Annotated in this window: 15 protein-coding genes and 2 pseudogenes; 9 read left to right on the forward strand and 8 right to left on the reverse strand. The window is 64.7% G+C overall.

What is annotated here, in order from left to right:
• The 3 genes from JN280_RS36075 to JN280_RS36085 all read right to left on the reverse strand — a co-directional run bounded on the left by JN280_RS36075 (window position 1) and on the right by JN280_RS36085 (window position 3624).
• Window positions 1-909: an ABC transporter permease subunit gene (locus tag JN280_RS36075; protein ID WP_202308967.1), complete on the reverse strand. Its 909-nt coding sequence runs from the start codon at window positions 907-909 to the stop codon at window positions 1-3.
• Window positions 910-920: 11 nt separating this feature from the next.
• The gene (locus JN280_RS36080; protein ID WP_202308968.1) at window positions 921-1925 is read right to left on the reverse strand and encodes an ABC transporter permease subunit; all 1005 of its coding nucleotides are present in this window, start codon (window positions 1923-1925) and stop codon (window positions 921-923) included.
• Between the two features lie 103 nt (window positions 1926-2028).
• Complete coding sequence (locus tag JN280_RS36085; protein WP_202308969.1) at window positions 2029-3624, reverse strand: ABC transporter substrate-binding protein; 1596 nt, start codon at window positions 3622-3624, stop codon at window positions 2029-2031.
• A 177-nt stretch (window positions 3625-3801) separates the two neighbouring features.
• Between JN280_RS36085 and JN280_RS36090 the strand changes: the two genes are divergently transcribed.
• The 6 genes and pseudogenes from JN280_RS36090 (at window position 3802) to JN280_RS36115 (ending at window position 8872) form a co-directional block, all read left to right on the forward strand.
• A complete protein-coding gene (locus JN280_RS36090) occupies window positions 3802-4350 on the forward strand; it encodes a DUF924 family protein (RefSeq protein WP_202308970.1) in 549 nt (182 codons plus the stop codon).
• Window positions 4351-4516: 166 nt separating this feature from the next.
• On the forward strand, window positions 4517-6256 hold the full coding sequence (locus JN280_RS36095; RefSeq protein ID WP_202308971.1) for a long-chain fatty acid--CoA ligase: 1740 nt from the start codon (window positions 4517-4519) through the stop codon (window positions 6254-6256).
• Window positions 6257-6333: 77 nt separating this feature from the next.
• Window positions 6334-6519, forward strand: coding sequence for a hypothetical protein (locus tag JN280_RS36100; RefSeq protein ID WP_202308972.1), 186 nt, complete (start codon window positions 6334-6336; stop codon window positions 6517-6519).
• A gap of 172 nt (window positions 6520-6691) precedes the next feature.
• Window positions 6692-6871: pseudogene (locus JN280_RS36105) on the forward strand (hypothetical protein); the annotation flags it as partial.
• A gap of 331 nt (window positions 6872-7202) precedes the next feature.
• The gene (locus tag JN280_RS36110) at window positions 7203-8078 is read left to right on the forward strand and encodes an MBL fold metallo-hydrolase (RefSeq protein WP_202308974.1); all 876 of its coding nucleotides are present in this window, start codon (window positions 7203-7205) and stop codon (window positions 8076-8078) included.
• A 111-nt stretch (window positions 8079-8189) separates the two neighbouring features.
• Window positions 8190-8872 (forward strand): annotated as a pseudogene (locus tag JN280_RS36115) (ribonuclease activity regulator RraA).
• Between the two features lie 71 nt (window positions 8873-8943).
• Here the strand turns inward: JN280_RS36115 and JN280_RS36120 are convergent.
• The 3 genes from JN280_RS36120 to pgi form a co-directional block, all read right to left on the reverse strand.
• Window positions 8944-9438 carry a PRC-barrel domain-containing protein gene (locus tag JN280_RS36120; RefSeq protein WP_202308975.1) on the reverse strand — a complete coding sequence of 165 codons (495 nt, stop codon included), beginning with the start codon at window positions 9436-9438 and terminating at the stop codon, window positions 8944-8946.
• Window positions 9439-9736: 298 nt separating this feature from the next.
• Window positions 9737-10447 carry an HAD family hydrolase gene (locus tag JN280_RS36125; protein ID WP_202308976.1) on the reverse strand — a complete coding sequence of 237 codons (711 nt, stop codon included), beginning with the start codon at window positions 10445-10447 and terminating at the stop codon, window positions 9737-9739.
• 3 nt (window positions 10448-10450) lie between these two features.
• Window positions 10451-12094: a glucose-6-phosphate isomerase gene (pgi, locus tag JN280_RS36130; protein ID WP_274609049.1), complete on the reverse strand. Its 1644-nt coding sequence runs from the start codon at window positions 12092-12094 to the stop codon at window positions 10451-10453.
• A gap of 257 nt (window positions 12095-12351) precedes the next feature.
• Here pgi and pdxR point away from each other — a divergent pair, with 257 nt between their 5' ends.
• Together pdxR and JN280_RS36140 are read left to right on the forward strand one after the other, a co-directional pair.
• Complete coding sequence (gene pdxR, locus JN280_RS36135) at window positions 12352-13845, forward strand: MocR-like pyridoxine biosynthesis transcription factor PdxR (RefSeq protein WP_202308978.1); 1494 nt, start codon at window positions 12352-12354, stop codon at window positions 13843-13845.
• Between the two features lie 289 nt (window positions 13846-14134).
• The gene (locus tag JN280_RS36140; protein WP_202308979.1) at window positions 14135-15724 is read left to right on the forward strand and encodes a trimethylamine methyltransferase family protein; all 1590 of its coding nucleotides are present in this window, start codon (window positions 14135-14137) and stop codon (window positions 15722-15724) included.
• Window positions 15725-15734: 10 nt separating this feature from the next.
• Here the strand turns inward: JN280_RS36140 and groL are convergent, their stop codons facing one another.
• Together groL and JN280_RS36150 are read right to left on the reverse strand one after the other, a co-directional pair.
• Entirely contained in the window at window positions 15735-17360 is a 1626-nt protein-coding gene (gene groL / locus JN280_RS36145) for a chaperonin GroEL (protein WP_202308980.1), read from the reverse strand.
• 428 nt (window positions 17361-17788) lie between these two features.
• The gene (locus JN280_RS36150; protein ID WP_202308981.1) at window positions 17789-19594 is read right to left on the reverse strand and encodes an IlvD/Edd family dehydratase; all 1806 of its coding nucleotides are present in this window, start codon (window positions 19592-19594) and stop codon (window positions 17789-17791) included.
• A 557-nt stretch (window positions 19595-20151) separates the two neighbouring features.
• On the opposite strand from JN280_RS36150, the gene JN280_RS36155 reads away from it, so the two are divergent.
• Window positions 20152-20604 (forward strand): SRPBCC family protein, encoded by a 453-nt coding sequence (locus JN280_RS36155; RefSeq protein ID WP_202315263.1) that lies wholly within the window; start codon window positions 20152-20154, stop codon window positions 20602-20604.
• The last annotated feature ends 98 nt before the right edge of the window (window positions 20605-20702 follow it).

Below are 20702 nucleotides of genomic sequence, written 5' to 3' on the forward strand. Positions count from 1 at the left end.
TCAGGACCTCTTCAACTTCGGGTCGAGCGCGTCGCGCAGGCCGTCGCCCATCAGGTTGATCGACAGCACGGTGATCAGGATCGCCAGGCCCGGGAAGGTGACGACCCACCAGGCCCGCAGGATGAACTCCCGCGCCTCGGCGAGCATGGTGCCCCATTCCGGCGTCGGCGGCTGCGCGCCCATGCCGAGGAAGCCGAGTGCGGCGGCGTCGAGGATGGCGTTGGAGAAGGACAGCGTCGCCTGGACGATCAGCGGCGCCAGGCAGTTGGGCAGGATCGTCCTGAACATCAGCCTGAGCGGTCCCGCACCCGCGACCTTCGCGGCCACGACATATTCGCGGCTCTTCTCGGTCATCACAGCGGCGCGCGTGAGGCGCACGAAATGCGGCTGCAGCACGAGCGCGATGGCGATCATCGCATTGGTGAGGCCGGGCCCGAGCACGGCGACCAGCACGAGGGCAAGCAGCAGCGACGGGAAGGCCAGGATGATATCCATGATGCGCATGATCACCGTGTCGATCCAGCCGCGGAAATAACCCGCGATGACGCCGACGACGATGCCGCCGACAAGCGCGATGCCGGTGACGACCACGCCGATGAACAGCGAATAACGCGCGCCGTAGATGAGGCGCGTGAAGATGTCGCGTCCGACGGGGTCGGTGCCGAGCAGGAAGCCGATGCGGCCGCCTTCCTGCCAGAAAGGCGGCACCAGCACCGCGTCGCGATACTGGGCGTTGGGCGCATGAGGCGCGATCAGCGGTGCCAGCAGCGCCACGACGACGAGCAGCGCGAAGACGAAGAGCCCGATGACGGCGCCGCGGTTCTCCGAGAAATAATACCAGAACTCCGCGAAACGGCGGGCGCTCGCCGGCTCCTGGACGTGGACTTCTTCCGAGGTGGTGTCAGCCATTGTGCCCTCCCTCAATGCCGGATACGCGGATTGATGAGGCCGTAGAGCAGGTCCACGCCCAGATTCACCAGCATGATGATGCCGGCGATGATCAGCAGCCCGCCCTGGATCACCGGATAGTCGCGGCGGAACACCGAATCGACCATCCATTTGCCGATGCCCGGCCAGGAGAAGATGGACTCGGTGAGGATCGCGCCGGCCATCAGCACCCCAACCTGCAGGCCGATCGTGGTGATGACGGGGATCATGGCGTTGCGGAGCGCATGCACGCTGACGACGCGGAAGGGCGACAAGCCCTTGGCGCGGGCGGTCCGCACGTAGTCCTCGCCCAACACTTCGAGCATGGCCGAGCGCGTCTGCCGCGCAATGACAGCAAGCGGGATGGTGCCGAGCACGATGGTCGGCAGGATGAGATGGCTCACGGCCGACTTGAAGGCGCCCTCCTGCCCGGACAGCAGGGAATCGATCAGCATGAAGCCGGTGACCGACGGGAAGAAAAACATCAGCGAGATGCGGCCCGAGACCGGCGTCCACTGCAGCACGCCCGAGAACAGGATGATGAGCAGCAGGCCCCACCAGAAGATCGGCATGGAATAACCGACGAGCGCGGTGCCCATGAGCGCCTGGTCGAAGAAGGAGCCGCGCTTGATGGCGGCGAAGACGCCGGCCGGAATGCCGAGCACGACCGCGAAGATGATGGCGCAGATCGACAGTTCGAGCGTGGCCGGGAAGAGCTGGAAGAACTGCTCCAGCACCGAGCCCTTCGTCGAGATCGACGTGCCGAAGTCGCCGCGCAGCACGCCCCACAGATAGTCAAGATACTGGATGACGATCGGCCGGTCGAAGCCGAGGGCCTTCGAAATCTCGGCGTGGCGCTCGGGAGACATCACGCGCTCACCGGATAGCAGCGCGACCGGATCTCCCGGCAACATTCGGATGAAGGAAAAGGCGATGATTGAGACCCCGATGAATGTCGGGATCAGGACGGCTAGCCGCCCCAGAAGAAACCGGAGCATGTCAGACCTTCAGCAAGAGTTGCTTGGGGAAAAGGATAGCACAAAAAGCAGGTCGGGGCGCTTGCATGACAAGCGCCCCTCCGCAACTATCCTCGCGGTCGACTTACTCTGTGATGTCGACGCCGTCAAACTTGAAATCGCCGAGCGGGCTCTGATGGAAGCCTTCGACCCCCTTACGCATCGGAACGATGGCGAGGGAATGATCCAGCGTCGCCCACGGCGCCTTCTTCTTGAAGACGACCTGGGCTTCCTCATAGAGCTTGGTGCGTTCAGCGAGGTCGTTCGTCTCCTTGGCCTTTGAGACCAGATCGTCGAACTCCTTGTCGCACCACTGGGCGCGGTTGTTGCCGCCGACGGCATCGCAGCCAAGCAGCGTATCGAGGAAGTTATCGGGATCGCCGTTGTCGCCGGTCCAGCCGAGGATGACGGCGCCGTCACGATCCTTCGCCTTCGACTTGTCGAGATACTCGGCCCATTCGTAGGACACCACCTCGACCTTGACGCCCACCTTCTCGAAATCCGCCTGGATCAGCTCGGCCGCGCGGCGGGCGTTCACCATGTAGGGACGCGACACCGGCATGGCCCAGACCTTCATCGAGAGGTCCTTGACGCCGGCTTCCTCGAGCATCTTCCTGGCCGCTTCCGGATCGTATTTGTCGTCCTCGATGGCGTTGTTGTAGGACCACATCGTCGGCGGGATCGGGTTCTTGGCCGGGCTGGCGAGCCCCTGGAAGACGCCGTCGACGATCGCCTGCTTGTTGAGCGCCATGTTGAGCGCCTTGCGCACTTCAGGCTTGTCGAACGGCGCCTGGGTCGTGTTGTAGGCGAGATAGGCGACGTTCAGGCCTTCCTGCTCGGAGACCTTGAGATTGGGGTCGGCCTTCATCGCCTCGACGTCGGCCGGGTTCGGATAAGGCATCAGGTGGCATTCGCCGGCCTTCAACTTCTGGTAGCGCACCGAAGCGTCCGTGGTGATCGCAAAGACGAGGTCGTCGATCTTCTGCTTGCCGGCCCAATAGTCGGCATTGGCCTTGTAGCGGATCACCGCATCCTGCTGGTAGCCGACGAACTGGAACGGCCCGGTGCCGAGCGGCATCTGGTTGAGCTGGTTCATCTTGCCGTCGGCCTGGAGCTTGTCGGCATATTCCTTCGACATGATGTAGGCGAAAGGCATCGCGACATTGGCCAGGAACGGCGCTTCCTTGCGCTTCAGCGTGAAGCGGACCGTCAGGTCGTCGACCTTCTCGATCTTCTCCAGCAGGTCACCCATGCCCATGCCGGCGAAATATTCCCAGGACGCGCCCTCGACATATTTGTTCCAGGGATTGTCGGCCTTCCACTGACGCTCGAAGGAGAAGATCACGTCGTCGGCGTTCAGTTCGCGGCTCGGGGTGAAGAACTCGGTGGTCTGGAACTTCACGCCGGGACGCAGCTTGAAGGTGTATTGCAGGCCGTCGTCGGAAATCTCCCAGCTTTCGGCCAGGGCGGCCACCGGTTCGGTGGTGCCGGGCTTGAACTGCAGCAGGCCGTTGTAGACGGCGTGGGCGGACGCGTCGAAGGTGTTGCCGCCAGTGTAGAGACCCGGGTCGAAGCCCTCAGGCGACGCTTCCGAGCAGTAGACGAACGTCTTGGCGCTCGCCGCGCCGCTCAGCACGGTCGCTGCCGCCAGAGCGGCGGCAAAGGTCAACTTCTTGAACATTAAGCACTCCCGTTTTTTGTGTTCCAAGCCCCGCTAGCAGGCTCGGGAAGCGCGCATATAAGCAAAGTTCATACATCATTGGAACTGCCTGATTGCCTGCCGCATCGTCAGGCGAACAAACTTCCAAAAGCCTGCTGAAAAATGGCAAAACATACCTTTCGAAACATGGAGAAACAGATGGATCGAGTCGGCTGGGTGCGGGATGTACTCTCATTCTGGTTCGCGGAGTTGCAGCCTGACGACTGGTTTACCCGCAAGGACGCGACGGACGAGGCGATAAGACAGCGCTTCCTTGGCCTGTGGCAGGAAATGCGCGCCGCCATCCCGGCCGAGGCCCTGCTCGAGCGCGACGCGGCGCTGGCCGCGACGATCGTCCTCGACCAGTTCCCGCGCAACATCTTCCGTGGCACGGCCGACGCCTTCGCCACCGACCCGCTGGCATTGGCGGTCGCGCGCCAGGCCCTCGATCGCGGCTTCGACCGAGACCTGCCGCAGGAGCGCAGGAACTTCCTCTACATGCCGTTCATGCATTCCGAAGCGCTCGACGACCAGGAGCGCTGCGTCGCCTTGTTCGGCCCGGACCACAAGGACGTCAAATACGCGATCGCGCATCGCGACATCATCGCGCGTTTCGGCCGTTTTCCGCACCGCAACCGGGCGCTGAGCCGCGCGAGCACGGCAGACGAGCAGGCGTTCCTGTCAGGCCATGAGGGCTTCGGCCAGTAGCCGCGCCGGTTTGCGCCGGCGAGCGCCGCTTGCGCTCGCCACGACATAGGCAATACAAGTTCAGACAGGCGGTCCATGCTCGCGACCATGGCGGCCGGCGACAGCCGGCTTCGGAGCGCAGGCCGGGAAACAACGCCGCAAAAGGCGGCAATCAGGGGAGCGAGACATGGCCAAGAAGCCCGACAAGACCAACGGCGCGCAGGAGAAGGCAGCCGTCCGCGGTACCGGTGAAACGAGCGCCGCCAGGCCCTGGCTGAAAAGCTATCCCGACGGGATCCCGGCCGAGATCGGCGCGCTGCCTGCGGCCTCCATCGGCGAGCTGCTGGTCACGGCCTGCAAGCAGTTCGCGACGCGCCCGGCCTTCACCTGCATGGGCAAGGCGATGACCTATACCGAAGTCGAGCGGCATTCGGCGGCATTCGGCGCCTATCTCCAGTCGCAAGGCCTCGCCAAGGGTGCGCGCGTCGCCATCATGATGCCGAATGTGCTGCAATATCCCGTGGTGATGATGGGGGTGCTGCGCGCCGGCTATACGGTGGTCAATGTCAACCCGCTCTACACCCCGCGCGAGCTCGAGCACCAGCTCAAGGATTCAGGCGCCGAAGCGATCGTCATCCTGGAGAATTTCGCCACGACGCTGCAGGCGGTAGTCTCGAAGACACCGGTCAAGCATGTGATCGTGGCCTCGATGGGCGACATGCTGGGCGGCCTCAAAGGCGCGATCGTCAACCTGGTCGTGCGCAGGGTGAAGAAGATGGTGCCGGCCTGGTCGCTGCCCGGTCACGTCAAGTTCCCGGCGGCGCTGAGAGCGGGCGCCTCGCAGAGCTTCAAGCAGGCCGCCGTCTCGGCCGACGACGTCGCCTTCCTGCAATATACCGGCGGCACGACCGGCGTCTCCAAGGGCGCCACGCTGCTGCACCGCAATGTGCTCGCCAATGTCGCGCAGAATGCGGTCTGGGTCGAAACCGCCTTCATCAGGAAACCGCGGCCGGCGGAGCTCGTCTATGTGTGCCCGCTGCCGCTCTATCACATCTATGCGCTGACGGTGAACGCTCTGATGGGCATGCAGCAGGGCGCGCATAATGTGCTGATCCCCAATCCGCGCGACATTCCGGGCTTCGTGAAGGAACTGCAGAAGTTCAAGGTGAACATCTTCCCCGGCCTCAACACGCTGTTCAACGCGCTGATGAACAATGAGGATTTCCGCAAGCTCGACTTCAAGCCGCTGCTGCTGACCTTCGCCGGCGGCATGGCCGCGCAGCGTGGGGTCGCGGAACGCTGGCAGCAGCTCACGGGCTGCGTGATGTCCGAAGGCTACGGCCTGTCGGAGACCTCGCCGGTGGCGACGGCGAACCGTTTCGACGCCGACAGCTTCACCGGCACGATCGGCGTGCCGATCCCCTCGACCGAGATCGCGATCCGCGACGAGGACGGCAAGGACCTGCCGCTCGGCGAGGTCGGCGAAATCTGTATCCGCGGACCACAGGTCATGGCCGGCTACTGGAACCGGCCGGACGAGACGGCCAAGGTGATGACGCCGGACGGCTTCTTCCGCACCGGCGACATGGGCGTCATGGACGAACGCGGCTACACCAGGATCGTCGATCGCAAGAAGGACATGATCCTGGTCTCGGGCTTCAACGTCTATCCGAACGAACTGGAGGAAGTGGTCGCCCAGCATCCGGGCGTGCTCGAGGTCGCCGCGATCGGCGTGCCGGACGAGCATTCCGGCGAAGTGCCGAAGCTGTTCGTGGTGAAGAAGGATCCCAACCTCACCTCCGAAGAGCTGATGGAATACTGCAAGAAGAACCTCACGGGCTACAAGCGTCCGAAACTCATCGAGTTCCGGACCGATCTGCCGAAGACCAATGTCGGCAAGATCCTGAGGCGCGAGCTGAGGGGATAGGCGCCGGTCCCGAGGACCCGAGGGTCCACCGCCTGGACGAGAGATCGGGCGGCCGGTCAGGGAGGATCGGGCTAGATGTGACAGACAACAACGGCGTCGTCCGCCGGCTGTACGAAAATGTTGTTGGCCGGGGCGACCTATTGTCGGTCGCGTTGCTGATCACGACCGGCCAGAACGCCGCGCGTCCATTCGGACGCGCAAAGGATAAAGGACGCTCTAACACTTTGAATCTGCGCATCGTGCTTTCCGAAAATAGAGGATGATTCTCTGGCCGATGCGGTGTCGGTCACAACGCCGAGCAGCCGGGCACAGGGCCAACCGTGCTTCGCACGCAAGTAATGGCAGTTCGAAGCACCTTTCTCGACTTCACATTGCGATCGACATGATCGCTGAAGGCGATTTGGTCGTCACCCGCGTCTCGGCCAGGGCACGCATCCGGGAAAATGGATGAACATCGGGCCATCGGGCGGCAGCGTGACAGTCAGGGGTATCAACATCGATCGCCTGCGCGGTGGCCAGGTGATCGAGCATTGGGATGAGACCGTCATTGTCGGAATGCTGATTCAGAGGGGCCTAGACATCTTCGCTTCGCTCGATCGCGAAGCTCAGTCCTGACGCAGCTCCGGCAGCGGAGACTTCACGCCCGCGTCCAATCGGCACGACATCGGCCATGGGAAGAAAAATCTCGCGCGTGCCGGACAGCCTCCAGTGCAAGTTGGGCTCGATGGCCGCGCCGATGATTTTTATTGCCGGCCACCCCGCACGATATGTTTGATGACAGTGCAGCCTGTAGTATCTTCTTTGAAAAGTCGGGGCGCTTGGTACTCGAAGGTAAGCGCGGCCACATCGCGAGCGCCTCCTTCTCCTGTCGGCGCGATGTCAGACGCCAGATGGCCGCGAATGTCTTGTCTATCGATCCGTCCTCGACCGAAGAAGAATCGCATCAATGGATGACTGGAGAATCGGGAATATCCGGGTAACCAGAATTCTGGAGATGTGCGACCCTCTGCGGACGCCATCGGAATGGTTCCCCGACTGCACCGACGAAGCGCTCGCACCGCATCTTCATTGGCTCAAACCCCGATCGATATCGCCGGCGACCGGTCGGATTATCCTTCCCATCCAGAGTTTTCTGGTTCGTACTGGACACCACACCATCCTGGTCGACGGTTGCGTCGGCAACGACAAGACGATCGCAGACTTCCCGCATTGGCATCGCCGCAATGACGGCACCTTTTTAGAGCGGCTAGCGAGCGCAGGTGTTGCTCCCGAGCAGATCGACTATGTGTTGTGCACCCATCTTCATGTCGACCATTGCGGCTGGAACACACGATTGGTGGACGGGCGTTGGGTACCGACGTTCCCCAACGCCCGCTACATCATGGCGCGGCGCGAGTTAGAGGCCGCACAGACGGCTTACGCCGATGCCGACCAACCGACCTATCAGGAGAATGTTCTGCCAATCGTCGAGGCCGGTCGGGCTGTGCTTGTCGATATGGACTATGAACTGAATGACGAAGTGTGGCTGGAGCCGACGCCGGGCCACACCCCCGGGCACGTAGCCATCGGCCTGAGATCTCAAGGAATCGGGGCTGTGTTTTCCGGCGATCTCATGCATTGGCCGATGCAATGCATATACCCCGACTGGAACTTTCGGTACGACACGGACCCTGACCAGGCACGTCGGACGCGGTGGGCATTCCTGGAGGCTTGCTCGGATAATGGGCGCATTGTCATGACGTCGCATTTTCCCTTGCCGTCGGTGGGAACTATCTCGCGACGCCACTCATCATTCCGGTTCGTTGATCATCAGCCGCCGTAATCGCCAAGTACGCCGACCACGCCAATCCGAACGGCGGGGCGCGATCGCGATCGGCCACCCGCTCGGCATCTCCACGCGCGGATCGCCAAGAGGGCGACACCCGATGCAAAGATCGTCGAAGTCCTCCGCGAGGTCACCACGGCGACGATCACCACGATCCTCTTGAAGAAGGGACTGCGCAACGTCTGGGTCCGAGGCGCGCGGCCGTTGCGACCGGGTCAGCCGCACCTTGTGGGGCGCGCCTTCACACCGCGCTTCGTCCCGGCGCGCGAAGACCTCGCGACGCCGGAGTCGTGGTCTTCTCCGAAATCGACCCGCGCTGCCATCGAGGCGATGCCAGAGGGGTGCATCGCGGTCGTCGACGCCATGGGCGTGACCGATGCGGCCATATTCGGCGACATCCTGTGCGCCCGCATGGCGAAGAGGGGTGTAGCAGCACTGATCACCGACGGCGTGGTGCGGGACGTGGCCGGCGTGCTGGCCACGAACCTGCCCGTTTGGTGCCAGGGCGTAGCCGCGCCGCCTTCGGTGGCCGGGCTCACTTTCGTCGACTGGCAGCAACCGATCGGCTGTGGTGGCATCGCCGTCTTCCCGGACGACATCATCATGGCGGACGACGACGGTGCAGTGCTGATCCCCGCCGCCCTCGTCGACGAGGTGGTCGAACTCGCGCCGGGGCAGGAGCGGCTCGAAAGATGGATCATGCGAGAGGTCTCGGCCGGGTCCCGCTGCCGGGCCTCTATCCGCCCAACGCCGAGAACAAAGCGCGCTACGAAGCGGCGAAGGGCAATTGAAGCCATCGCCCCGCGCCGCTCCGATCATCGCTTCCGGCAGTCAGCCGATGTGAACGTTCACGCCGGGTCGACTATTGCGCGGGAGCCTCCGGGCCTGGCGTGATCGAACCGGTCGCCATTGGTGCCGGAGCCGGACCATAGGGCGCGGGGTCGAAAGTGGGCATGGCGTCGAGTTCGTCCCTGGTCGCTTCCACGACCAGCCAGCGGTCGCCGTCACGCTCCGCCCACTTCATCTTGCCGTATTCCATGGCAACGCTCTTCTCGCCGATGCCAAGGAAGCCGCCGACGCCGATCACCACCGACTGCACCTTGCCATCCTTGTCGAGAACCAGGTCGTTCACGTCACCTACGTTCTGCGCCTCGCTGCCCAAACCGTCATAGACGCTTTCGCCGAGGAAATTGCTGGCCAAGTGGTCCTTGCCCTCGACGATCGTCGGCGGTGCCAGCTGTTCTGCTGCGGGAGGAGCCGGCGTGGGCTGAACCGGCTGTGTGGTCGTGTCCTGGGCCCATGCTCCGGCAGCGACCAGCGTGGCCGCAGCCGTTGCGGTCATTAATCTGCGGATCATGACATTTCTCCTTGTTCAGGTCGTCGCCGCGCCCTGAACGACCGTCGCACAGGGCGCGGCTTCAACTCAGGAAAACGCGCATGGACGGACGATCGTTCCATCAACGACGGTCAGCGCGCCCGACCTCGGCCCTGGTGCGCCCCATGCCAATGGGCCTCCAGGCTATGCACACATGTCCATTTCGAAGGAGAGGCGCGCGGCCGAAGTCCCCCTCGCCCCGTCCTTCACGAGGAGAAGGCAGTGCCGCAGCCGCCCATCCATTCTGCCGGGATGCGTGCGTGCGCCGGCAACGGGCCCCTCAAGCGCGGTCCGCGAGATAGGCCGGCAGGTCGGCGATCGAATCCAGCACCACGTCGGCCATGGGAAGAAGCGTCTCGCGGGTACCGGTGCCGGAGAGCACGCCGACGGCGAGGCCGGCACCGCCTGCCCGCGCCATTTCGAGATCGTGGCGGTTATCGCCGACCATGGCGATCTCCGAAGGCCTCAGCCCGGTGAGATCGGAGAAGGCGTGGATCGTATCGGGCGCCGGCTTGGGATTGGCGACCGCGTCATAGCCATAGGCGGCCTCGAACATCTGGGCGATGCCGAGCGCCAGAAGGGTCTTCTCCGCGCCGCTGGTGGAATCGTTGGTGGCGACGCCGAGGCGGAACCCCCTGGCGTGGAGGTGGGCGACCGCCTCCCTGCTGCCCGGCAGGGGAACGGATTGCGCCGCCCCCTCGGCCGCGGTGAAGGTGTCGAAGCCCGTCACGATCCGCTTGCGCTCCCCGGCCGGCAGGCCGGGATACCAGAGGGCCACGATGTCGGCATTGGTGCCGGCCGCGAAGACCGAATCCGACCTGAAGCGGCGGGCTTCGAAGTCGTAGCCGGCGGCCGCCAGCAGCGCATTGGCGCGGTCGCGGTCGCCCCCGGCGGCTTCCAGCGCCATCCTCTGGCCGATGGCGAACCACGTCGCCTGAAAATCGACCAGCGTCCCGTCCTTGTCGAACAGGATCCCCTTGATGTTCGCCATGCCCTACTCCGGTTTGCGCAGCCGGTGGATATGGCGCACGAGGCCGCTTGTCGAGGGGTTCTCGGCAGCGGCACCGGCCTTGCCTTCGACGACTGGCAGCAGATCCGTCGCCAGTTCCTTGCCGAGTTCGACGCCCCACTGGTCGAAGGCGTTGATGCGGAACAACTGCGCCTCGACGAAGACGCGGTGCTCGTAGAGCGCGATCAGGCGGCCGAGCGTCCCGGGATCCAGCTTCCGGTAGACGATGGTGACCGACGGCCTGTTGCCGGAGAAGACCCGATGCGGCGCGATCTTCCCGATCTCGGCCGGCGCCATGCCCTTGGCTTGCATCTGCGCTTCCGCCTCGGCGAGCGTGCGGCCCTTCATCAGAGCCTCCGACTGCGCCAGGCAGTTGGCAAGCAGCAGGTCGTGATGATGGCGCAGCGCCGGCTCGTGGCCTTCGGCCCCGGCCAGGAACTCGACGGGAATGACATCCGTGCCCTGGTGCAGAAGCTGGAAGAAGGCGTGCTGCCCGTTGGTGCCCGGTTCGCCCCAGACCAGCGGGCCGGTCGGCGTCGACACTGGGGCCCCGTCGATGGTGACGCTCTTGCCGTTCGATTCCATGTCGAGTTGCTGCAGATAGGCCGGCAGGCGCGACAGGCGCTGGTCGTAAGGGATGACGGCACGTGCCGGATAGCCGCAGATCACGCGATGCCAGTAGCCGACGAGGCCCATGACGGCCGGAATGTTCTCCAGCAGCGGCGCGGTCGCGAAATGCTCGTCCATCGCATGCGCGCCGCCCAGGAAGGCGCGGAAATTCGTCGGACCGACCGCGATCATGATGGGCAGGCCGATGGCCGACCACAGGGAATAGCGGCCGCCGACCCAGTCCCAGAAGCCGAAGACACGGTCGGATTCGATCCCGAAAGCGGCGACCTTGTCGAGCGCGGTCGAGACCGCCGCGAAGTGGCTGCCCACCGCCTCCTTTCCAAGCGCTGCCTCGATCCAGGCGCGCGCGGTGGCGGCATTGGTCATGGTCTCCACGGTGGTGAAGGTCTTCGAGGCGATTATGAACAGCGTCGTCTCGGGGTCGAGCCCTTTCAGCGTGTCGGCGATATGGGCGCCGTCGACATTGGAGACGTAGTGCGCCCGCGGGCCGTCGTGATAGGGCGCCAGCGCAAGCGTCGCCATGGCCGGACCGAGATCCGAGCCGCCGATCCCGATATTGACGATGTCGGCGATCGGCTTGCCGGTGGCGCCGGTCGCCTTGCCCGACCGGATGGCGTCGGCAAACGCCTCCATGGCCGACAGCACGGCCTTGACCTCGGCCATCACGTCGACGCCGTCGAGCACGATGCTTTGTCCGGAAAGATTGCGCAGGGCCGTGTGGAGAACCGCGCGCCCCTCGGTGATGTTGATCTTCTCGCCCGACAGCATGGCGGCGCGGCGCTGCTCGACCCCGGCCTTGCCCGCGAGGTCGGCGAGCAGGCGCATCGTCTCGCCGGTGACCGCCGTCTTGGACCAGTCGAGCAACATGTCGCCCGATGTCAGCGAGAAGCTCTCGAAACGCTGGGGGTCGCGTGCGAAGGCGGCACGCATGTCGACCGTCGTGGCGGCGTGGTGCCGGCGCAGCGCCTCGATCTCCTTGGCAAGCGGGGACTGGGTCAAGGGCATACTCCTTATCAGCAGACGTTCGGCATCGGCGCCAGAGTGGCAGTGGCGCAAGTCCGGCGACCATAGCAGACAAAAGATGTTTTCGAGACGACGGAGCCGGACGATTTCGACAGTCCCGCCATGGCCCCATCGACGACGGATCACTGGCATAAATGGCTAGGATCAGAAAAATTCATTGGTGCAACGCTTTGGTCCAGGACTAGTAGTTTGTAGTCCAGCTAAAACAAAGATTCCGCCCCGGGAGGTGCGTGATGGCTCAGCGAAACGATACCGCGATCTGGTCCGGACTGTTCCGGATTTCCGCCGAATCCGGGCAGACGCTGCAGGCCCAGATCCGGCAGGCGATCGTCGCCGCCATCCTCGACCGGCAGATCGCCGCATCGATGCCGCTGCCTTCCTGCCGCATCCTCGCCGAGAAGCTGGGCGTGGCCCGCGGAACCGTCGTCCTGGCCTTCCAGCAACTGGTCGATCAGGGCTTCCTGATCGCACGCGAGCGTCGCGGCCATTTCGTCAATCCTGAGGTACTGACCACACCGGCCAAGCCGACGCAGAAGGCTTCCGAATCGACTGGCCAGGTCGACTGGAAGGCGCTGCGCCAGATCAATGCGACCGACATGCAGCGGCCGGCCAAGACGGAGAACTGGATCAAGTCGTCCTACCCCTTCGTCTACGGCCAGTTCGACCCGGCGCTTTTCCCCACCGCCGAATGGCGCGAGTGCAACCGCATGGCTCTGGCGGTGCTCGAGATCCGCAACTGGGCGGCCGACATGGTCGACCGCGACGATCCGCTGCTGATCGAACAGATCCAGGCACGGCTGCTGCCGCGGCGCGGCATCTTCGCCAATCCGGACGAGATCATCGTCACGCTGGGCGCGCAGAACGCGCTTTATATGCTCGCCACGCTGCTGATGACCAAGGGCTCGAAGGTGGCCATGGAAGACCCCGGCTATCCTGATGCGCGCAGCATCTTCCGGCTGGCCGGGGCCGACACGCTGCCGGTGCCGGTCGACAGCCAAGGCATTGTGACTGAAGCCATTTCGCCCGAAGCGGGTTTCGTCTTCGTGACCCCCAGCCACCATTGTCCGACGATGGTGCCGCTGTCGAACGAGCGCCGGCACGATCTCCTGGCGCGTGCCCAGCGGAACAACCAGGTGATCATTGAGGACGGCTATGACAGCCAGCTGGTGGATGAAGCGCCGCAGCAGGCGCTGAAGAGCATCGACCGCTCGGGTCGGGTCGTCTATGTCGGCTCGATGTCGAAGACGCTCGCGCCGGGTCTCAGGCTCGGCTACATCGTCGCTTCGGCGGAACTGATCGCCGAACTGCGCGCGCTCCGCCGTTTCATGCTGCGCCACCCGCCGGCCAACAACCAGCGCGCGGTCGCGCTCTTCCTGTCGCTCGGCCATCACGAGGCCCTGGTGCGGCGCCTCTCGGCGGCCTTCGACGAACGCCGCAAGCGGCTGGTCCAGGCGATCTCCGCCTTCCTGCCGGAGTGGCGCTCGACCGACGCGGCCGGCGGCACCTCGCTCTGGCTCGAGGGGCCGCGCGGCACCGATTCCCGCGCGCTCGCCGAAGCGGCGGCCGCGCGCAGCGTGATCATCGAGCCGGGCGACCGCTTCTTCGACCGCCCGGAAAAGCCGACACGCTATATGAGACTGGGCATCTCCTCGATCGCGCTCCAGCATATCGAGCCCGGCATCCGCGAGCTCGCCACCGCGGCGGGACGGCGCCCGGCCGCAGCGTAGGCAAAGCAGGAAAAGTCGTCTCCAGCGGCCCGGCAACCCCGGGCCGCTGGCATATCCGGCGTGATCGGCTGGCCCATGGAGGGCGAGCCGGGACGGCGCATAGTCAGCACATGTTGCAGCGCCGCGCGTCCATATGGACGCGCAATGGACGCTCCAAGACGACTGGTTTGCGCATCGTGCTTTCCGAAAATCGATGGCGATTTTCGGACCGATGCGGAAGGGGAACAAAGCGGCTCGACGCCGGTCCACGGCGCGGGAATGCGCTTCAGGGATCGGAGTGAAAAAAGTCATGTCGATCGTGCTCGAACAGCCCGACAGCGCCACGGAACGCACCTCGCGCCGATCAGGCGGCCGCGAAGCGCGGCGCGCGCTCAGGGCCGCGCCGTTGGCTGAGGACATCCGACCCGTCCGCCCGGGTCTGGAAGGCGGCCGCTACAAGCCGCTTTCGCAGAACGATCTCGAACGCATCCACGAGGCGGTGCTGACCGTGCTCGAAACCGTCGGCTTCGCCAACGCGATACCGAGCTGCATCGAAGCCCTGACCCGCGCCGGCGCGGAACTGGGCCAGGACGGACGCATCCGTTTTCCCCGCAGGCTCGTGCTCGACACGGTGAGGACAGCGGCCCGCAACTTCACCCTGTGCGGCCAGGATCCCCGGCACGACATGAGCGTGCAGGGAACCAGGGTGCATTACGGCACGGCCGGCGCGGCGGTGCATCTGGTCGATGTCGAGAAACGCGAATACCGGGAGTCGCTGCTGCAGGACATCTACGACGCCGCGCGCATCGTGGACGGCCTGGACAATATCCACTTCTTCCAGCGGCCGATGGTGCCGCGCGACATTCCCGACCCGCTCGAGATGGATTTCAACACGCTCTACGCCTGCGTGATGGGGACGACGAAACATGTCGGCACCTCCTTCACCATCCGCGAGAATGTCGGACCTGCGCTGGAGATGCTTTATGCCATCGCCGGCGGCGAGGAGAACTTCCGCGCCCGGCCCTTCGTGTCGAACTCGAACTGCTTCGTCGTGCCGCCGATGAAGTTCGCCGAGGACGCCTGCGGCGTGCTCGAAGCCTGCGTGGAAGGCGGCATCCCGATCCTGCTTCTATCCGCCGGGCAGGCCGGCGCGACTGCGCCGGCGGCGATCGCCGGCGCGGTGGTGCAGGCGGTGGCGGAGGTGCTGGCGGGGCTGGTCTATGTGAACGCCCTCAAGCCCGGCCATCCCGCGATCTTCGGCACATGGCCCTTCGTCTCCGACCTGCGCACCGGCGCCATGTCGGGCGGTTCGGCCGAGCAGGCCCTGCTCACCTCCTGCTGCGCCCAGATGGCGCAGTTCTACGACCTGCCGGGCGGCTCGGCGGCCGGCATGGCCGATTCCAAACTGCCCGACATCCAGTCCGGTTACGAAAAGGGCATCACCACCGTGATGGCTGGTTTGTCGGGCCTCAACCTCATCTATGAATCGGCCGGCATGCACGCCTCGCTGCTCGGCTTCTGCCTGGAAAGCCTGATCATCGACAACGACATGCTGGGCCACTGCCTGCGCTGCGTGCGCGGCGTAGAGGTGACGGACGCCGCGCTTTCGATCGACACGATCGCCGAGGTCTGCATGAACGGGCCCGGCCACTATCTCGGCAACGAACAGACATTGCGGCTGATGCAGACGGAGTATTTCTATCCGGCGATCGGCGACCGCTTCTCGCCCAAGGAATGGAACGAGAAGGGCAAGCCCGACATGCTGCAGAACGCGATCGCGGAGAAGAAGCGGATCCTCGCCACGCGGTTCCCGCGCCATGTGCCCAAGGCGGTCGATGACCAGCTCCGGGTCCGCTTCGGCAACCTCATCCATCTGCCGCGCGGGGCGATGGGGCTGTAGGCGGTTCTCGTCAGTAGTCCATGCCGCCGGGCATGGCCGGCGCAGGCGCTTCCTTCTTCGGTTTTTCCGCGATCATCGCCTCGGTGGTGACGAGCAGGCCGGCGACGGAGGCGGCGTCTTCCAGCGCGGCGCGCACGACCTTGGCCGGATCGATCACGCCTTGCGCGAAGAGGTCGCCGAATTCGCCGGTCTGGGCGTTCCAGCCATAGGCGACCTCGTCCTTCTCGCGCAGCTTGCCGACGATGATCGATCCTTCCGCGCCCGAATTCTCCGCGATCTGCCGCGCCGGCGCCTCTATCGCCTTGCGCACGATGTCGATGCCGACCTGCTGGTCCGGGTTCGCAACCTTCAGCCCGTTGAGCGCGGCCGCGGCGCGCAGGAGCGCGACGCCGCCGCCGGGCAGGATCCCCTCTTCGACTGCGGCACGGGTGGCGTGCAAGGCGTCGTCGACGCGGTCTTTCCTTTCCTTCACCTCGACCTCCGTCGAGCCGCCGACGCGGATGACCGCGACGCCACCGGCGAGCTTGGCCAGACGCTCCTGCAGCTTCTCACGGTCGTAGTCGGAAGTGGTTTCCTCGATCTGGGCCTTGATCTGGCCGATACGGCCCTGGATGTCGGCCTTGGAACCGGCGCCGTCGACGATAGTGGTGGCATCCTTCTCCACCACCGCCTTGCCGGCGCGCCCGAGCATGTCGAGGCCGACATTCTCGAGCTTGATGCCGAGATCCTCCGAAACCGCCGTACCGCCGGTCAGGATGGCGATGTCCTCCAGCATGGCCTTGCGGCGATCGCCGAAGCCCGGCGCCTTGACGGCGACAACCTTCAGGCCGCCGCGCAGCTTGTTGACGACGAGCGTGGCGAGCGCCTCGCCCTCGACATCCTCGGCGATGATGAGCAGCGGTTTGCCCGACTGCACGACCGCTTCCAGCACCGGCAGCATCGCCTGGAGATTGCCGAGCTTCTTCTCATGGATCAGCACGTAGGGCTCTTCCAGCTCGGCCCGCATCTTGTCCTGGTTGGTGACGAAATAGGGGCTGAGATAACCCCGATCGAACTGCATGCCCTCCACGACTTCGAGCTCGGTCACGGCGGTCTTGGCTTCCTCGACCGTGATCACGCCTTCGTTGCCGACCTTCTCCATCGCTTCCGCCAGGAAACGGCCGACCTCGGCATCGCCATTGGCCGATATGGTGGCGACCTGGGCGATCTCGTCGTTCCTGGTCACCTTGCGGGCCTTGCCCCTCAATTCCTCCACGACCGCGGCGACCGCGATATCGATGCCGCGCTTCAGATCCATCGGGTTCATGCCGGCGGCAACCGCCTTGGCGCCCTCCTGAACGATCGCCTGGGCGAGCACGGTCGCGGTCGTGGTGCCGTCGCCCGCCACGTCGCTGGTCCGCGACGCGACCTCGCGCACCATCTGGGCGCCCATGTTCTCGAACTTGTCCTCGAGCTCGATCTCCTTGGCGACGGTGACGCCGTCCTTGGTGACGCGCGGGGCGCCGAAGGCCTTGTCCAGCACGACATTCCTGCCCTTGGGCCCCAGCGTGACCTTCACCGCATTGGCGAGGATGTCGACGCCGCGCAGCATCTTGTCGCGGGCGTCGGAATGGAACCTCACTTCCTTGGCGGCCATCGTCCATCTCCTTCAATCGGCAAACGCAATCGGAAAAACACCACCGGGCAACAGGCCCTTGCACGCCGAAATCCGGCGCGCGAACCCATGCCGATCGAGGCTTGCCTCCGTTGGCGGGAAGGCCCCCTCGCGATTGGAAATCTGGTCCGCCGCCGCTGCCTTTCAAGAGCACGGCCGAAAATTTTCACCCGAGCTTAGGCGTTGATCCGTAACGGCTATTTTGTGTCGTGTCGCAAAACCGCCCATCTGCCTGTCCGTCCTCCGCAGCAGCTGCGCTGCAGCTGCGGAGGGTGGACCGGCATCTTCTCCCCGTTGTGACGGGGAAAAGACCGCCTGCCTCTATGACGGCATTCGTTTCGCCGCAACGTGGATCAGCGAGATTGTGGGAGACGTCGATCTTCGTCCTGTTCCGCCAGTCGGCGCTGGCGTCAATGATTGTCGCGCGGCACGCCCTTGCCCTGACGCGCGACACGCTGGTACTTCAGCGCGGGCTTCAGCACCATGCCTTCGGAGAGCTGGTCGACCATGCCGCGCTGGATCTCCTGCCACGGCGTCTGGTGCGCCGGGTAGCGATAGCCGCCCTCGTTCTGGAGATCGGCGCGACGACGGGTGAGTTCGTCGTCCGTGACGAGCATGTCGGCACGGCCTTTCCTGAGATCGATGCGCACACGGTCTCCCGTCTTCAGGAGCGCGAGCCCGCCGCCGGCGGCCGCTTCGGGCGAGGCGTTGAGGATGGACGGGCTGCCCGAGGTGCCGGACTGGCGCCCGTCCCCGATGCAGGGCAGCGATTTGACGCCACGCTTGATGAGGGCGGCCGGCGGTTGCATGTTGACCACCTCCGCAGCCCCGGGGTGGCCGATCGGCCCGGCGCCACGCATGAACAGGATCGTGTGTTCGTCGATGCCGAGCGATGGATCCTCGATCCGGGCGTGATAGTCCTCGCGCCCGTCGAAGACCACCGCCTTGCCCTCGAAGGCTTCGGGATCGCGCGGGTCCGACAGATAGCGCTCCCGGAACTCCTCCGAGATCACGCTGGTCTTCATGATGGCGGAATCGAAGAGATTGCCCTTCAGGTTGATGAAGCCGGCATCGATCATCATCGGCTGGGCCACGGGAAGGATGACCTCGGCGTTGGTGCTCCGGACCTGGCTGCAGTTCTCCGCGATGGTGCGACCATTGACCGTCCTGGCATCCGGGTGAGGCAACAGGCCGGCCTTAAGCAGTTCGGCGACGACCGCGGGGACGCCGCCGGCGCGATAGAAATCCTCGCCGAGATAGGCGCCGGCCGGCTGCATGTTGACCAGCAGCGGAATGCGGTGGCCGACCGCCTGCCAGTCGTCATTGTCGAGCGAAACGCCGAGATGGCGGGCGACGGCATTGAGGTGGATCGGCGCATTGGTGGAGCCGCCGATCGCCGAATTGACGACGATGGCGTTCTCGAAGGCCTCTCGCGTCATGATGTCGGACGGCCTGATCTCCTCATGCACCATTTCGACGATGCGGCGGCCGGTGTCGTAGGCCATCTGTCCGCGTTCGCGATAGGGCGCGGGGATGGCGGCCGAACCCGGAAGCTGCATGCCGAGCGCCTCGGCCAGCGAATTCATGGTCGAGGCCGTGCCCATCGTGTTGCAATAGCCGACCGACGGCGCCGAGGCCGTGACGGCCGCCATGAAACCTTCCGCGTCGATCTCGCCGGCCGCCAAGCGCTCGCGCGACTTCCAGACGATGGTGCCGGAGCCGATGCGCTCGTTGCCCTGCCAGCCGTTGAGCATCGGGCCGACGGAAAAGGCGATGGCCGGAATGTCGACCGTCGCCGCCGCCATGAGCAATGCCGGCGTGGTCTTGTCGCAGCCGATGGTCAGTACCACGCCGTCGAGCGGATAGCCGTAAAGCACCTCGACCAGCGAAAGATAAGCGAGGTTGCGGTCGAGCGAGGCGGTCGGACGCTTGCCCGATTCCTGGATCGGGTGGCACGGAAATTCGAACGGAATGCCGCCCGCCGCCTCGATGCCGGCGCGCACGCGCCTGGCGAGCTCGATATGGTGACGGTTGCAGGGGGACAGGTCCGATCCCGTCTGGGCGATGCCGATGATCGGCTTGCCGGACTGCAACTCGCCGCGCGTCAGGCCGTAGTTGAGATAGCGCTCGATATAGAGCGCGGTCATCTCGGGATCGTCCGGATTGTCGAACCACTCCCGCGACCTGAGCTTCTTTGGCTGCTTTGAACCGGACATATGGCCCTCCAGGAATCCGACCCGCATGGTTAGGCCAACGGCCGGTCGGCGGCAAGTGGGGCTTGCCCTATTTGTCCGACAAATAGCATGCTTCTCTGGTGCGTCCTTCGAGGCTCGCTGCGCTCGCACCTCAGGATGAGGGAGGCTGGCACTACACACCCAGGACAAGCGAGGCTGGCACGACACACCCAAGACAAGTGAGGCTGGCACTACACACCCAGGACAAGCGAGGCTGGCACGACACACCCAAGACAAGTGAGGCTGGCACTACACACCCAGGACAAGCGAGGCTGGCACGACACACCCAGGACAAGCGAGGCTGGCACTGCACGCCCAGGACAAGTGAAGCTGGCACTACGCACCTCAGAACGAGGAAGGCGGGCACTACGTCCCTCATCCTGAGGTGCGAGCGCAGCGAGCCTCGAAGGACGCACCATGTACCGGACGCCTTGATGCTCCCGCCGATCCAGAAGGCGAGACCGATCCAGCACTTTGGTGCGATGGACAAGGCCGACGTGTTTCGCTACGCCTCCAAGATGCTAGTGGAGGAATTCGGCATGGCTCTGGTCATCGAAGGCGAGGAACGGATCGCGGCACCCGTGCAGAAAGTCTGGGAAGCTCTGAACGATCCGGACGTGCTCAAGGACTGCATCCCCGGATGCCAGAGCCTAGAGAAGAAGTCCGACACCGATCTGGCGGCGACCGTGGTGCTCAAGATCGGGCCGATCAAGGCGACCTTCAACGGCGAGGTGACGCTGAAGAACCTCAACCCGCCGCATTCCTATACCATCGCGGGCGAAGGCAAGGGCGGTATCGCAGGCTTCGCCAAGGGCGGCGCCGACGTGACGCTGACGCCCGATGGGGAGGACACGACGGTGCTGACCTATGCCGCCAAGGCCGATGTCGGCGGCAAGATCGCCCAGCTCGGCAGCCGGCTGATCACCTCGACGTCGAAGAAGCTGGCGGGACAGTTCTTCTCGAGCTTCAACGAGCGGGTGAGTGGGAAATGAGCGAGTAGCGAGTAGCGAGTAGCGAGTAGCGAGTAGCGAGTAGCGAGTAGCGAGTAGCGAGTAGCGAGTAGCGAAGGCATCGCAGGCATTGTCCTGGG

The organism is Mesorhizobium sp. L-8-10 (assembly GCF_016756635.1).
In the GTDB taxonomy this organism is placed as follows: Bacteria; Pseudomonadota; Alphaproteobacteria; order Rhizobiales; family Rhizobiaceae.

Coding starts and splice junctions, on each gene's coding strand:
- JN280_RS36110 (WP_202308974.1), top strand. CDS start 7,203: ATGGATGACTGGAGAATCGGGAATATCCGGGTAACCAGAATTCTGGAG.
- pdxR (WP_202308978.1), top strand. CDS start 12,352: ATGGCTCAGCGAAACGATACCGCGATCTGGTCCGGACTGTTCCGGATT.
- JN280_RS36150 (WP_202308981.1), bottom strand. CDS start 19,594: ATGTCCGGTTCAAAGCAGCCAAAGAAGCTCAGGTCGCGGGAGTGGTTC.
- JN280_RS36095 (WP_202308971.1), top strand. CDS start 4,517: ATGGCCAAGAAGCCCGACAAGACCAACGGCGCGCAGGAGAAGGCAGCC.
- JN280_RS36120 (WP_202308975.1), bottom strand. CDS start 9,438: ATGATCCGCAGATTAATGACCGCAACGGCTGCGGCCACGCTGGTCGCT.
- JN280_RS36155 (WP_202315263.1), top strand. CDS start 20,152: ATGGCTCTGGTCATCGAAGGCGAGGAACGGATCGCGGCACCCGTGCAG.
- JN280_RS36080 (WP_202308968.1), bottom strand. CDS start 1,925: ATGCTCCGGTTTCTTCTGGGGCGGCTAGCCGTCCTGATCCCGACATTC.
- JN280_RS36085 (WP_202308969.1), bottom strand. CDS start 3,624: ATGTTCAAGAAGTTGACCTTTGCCGCCGCTCTGGCGGCAGCGACCGTG.
- JN280_RS36125 (WP_202308976.1), bottom strand. CDS start 10,447: ATGGCGAACATCAAGGGGATCCTGTTCGACAAGGACGGGACGCTGGTC.
- JN280_RS36140 (WP_202308979.1), top strand. CDS start 14,135: ATGTCGATCGTGCTCGAACAGCCCGACAGCGCCACGGAACGCACCTCG.
- JN280_RS36075 (WP_202308967.1), bottom strand. CDS start 909: ATGGCTGACACCACCTCGGAAGAAGTCCACGTCCAGGAGCCGGCGAGC.
- groL (WP_202308980.1), bottom strand. CDS start 17,360: ATGGCCGCCAAGGAAGTGAGGTTCCATTCCGACGCCCGCGACAAGATG.
- JN280_RS36090 (WP_202308970.1), top strand. CDS start 3,802: ATGGATCGAGTCGGCTGGGTGCGGGATGTACTCTCATTCTGGTTCGCG.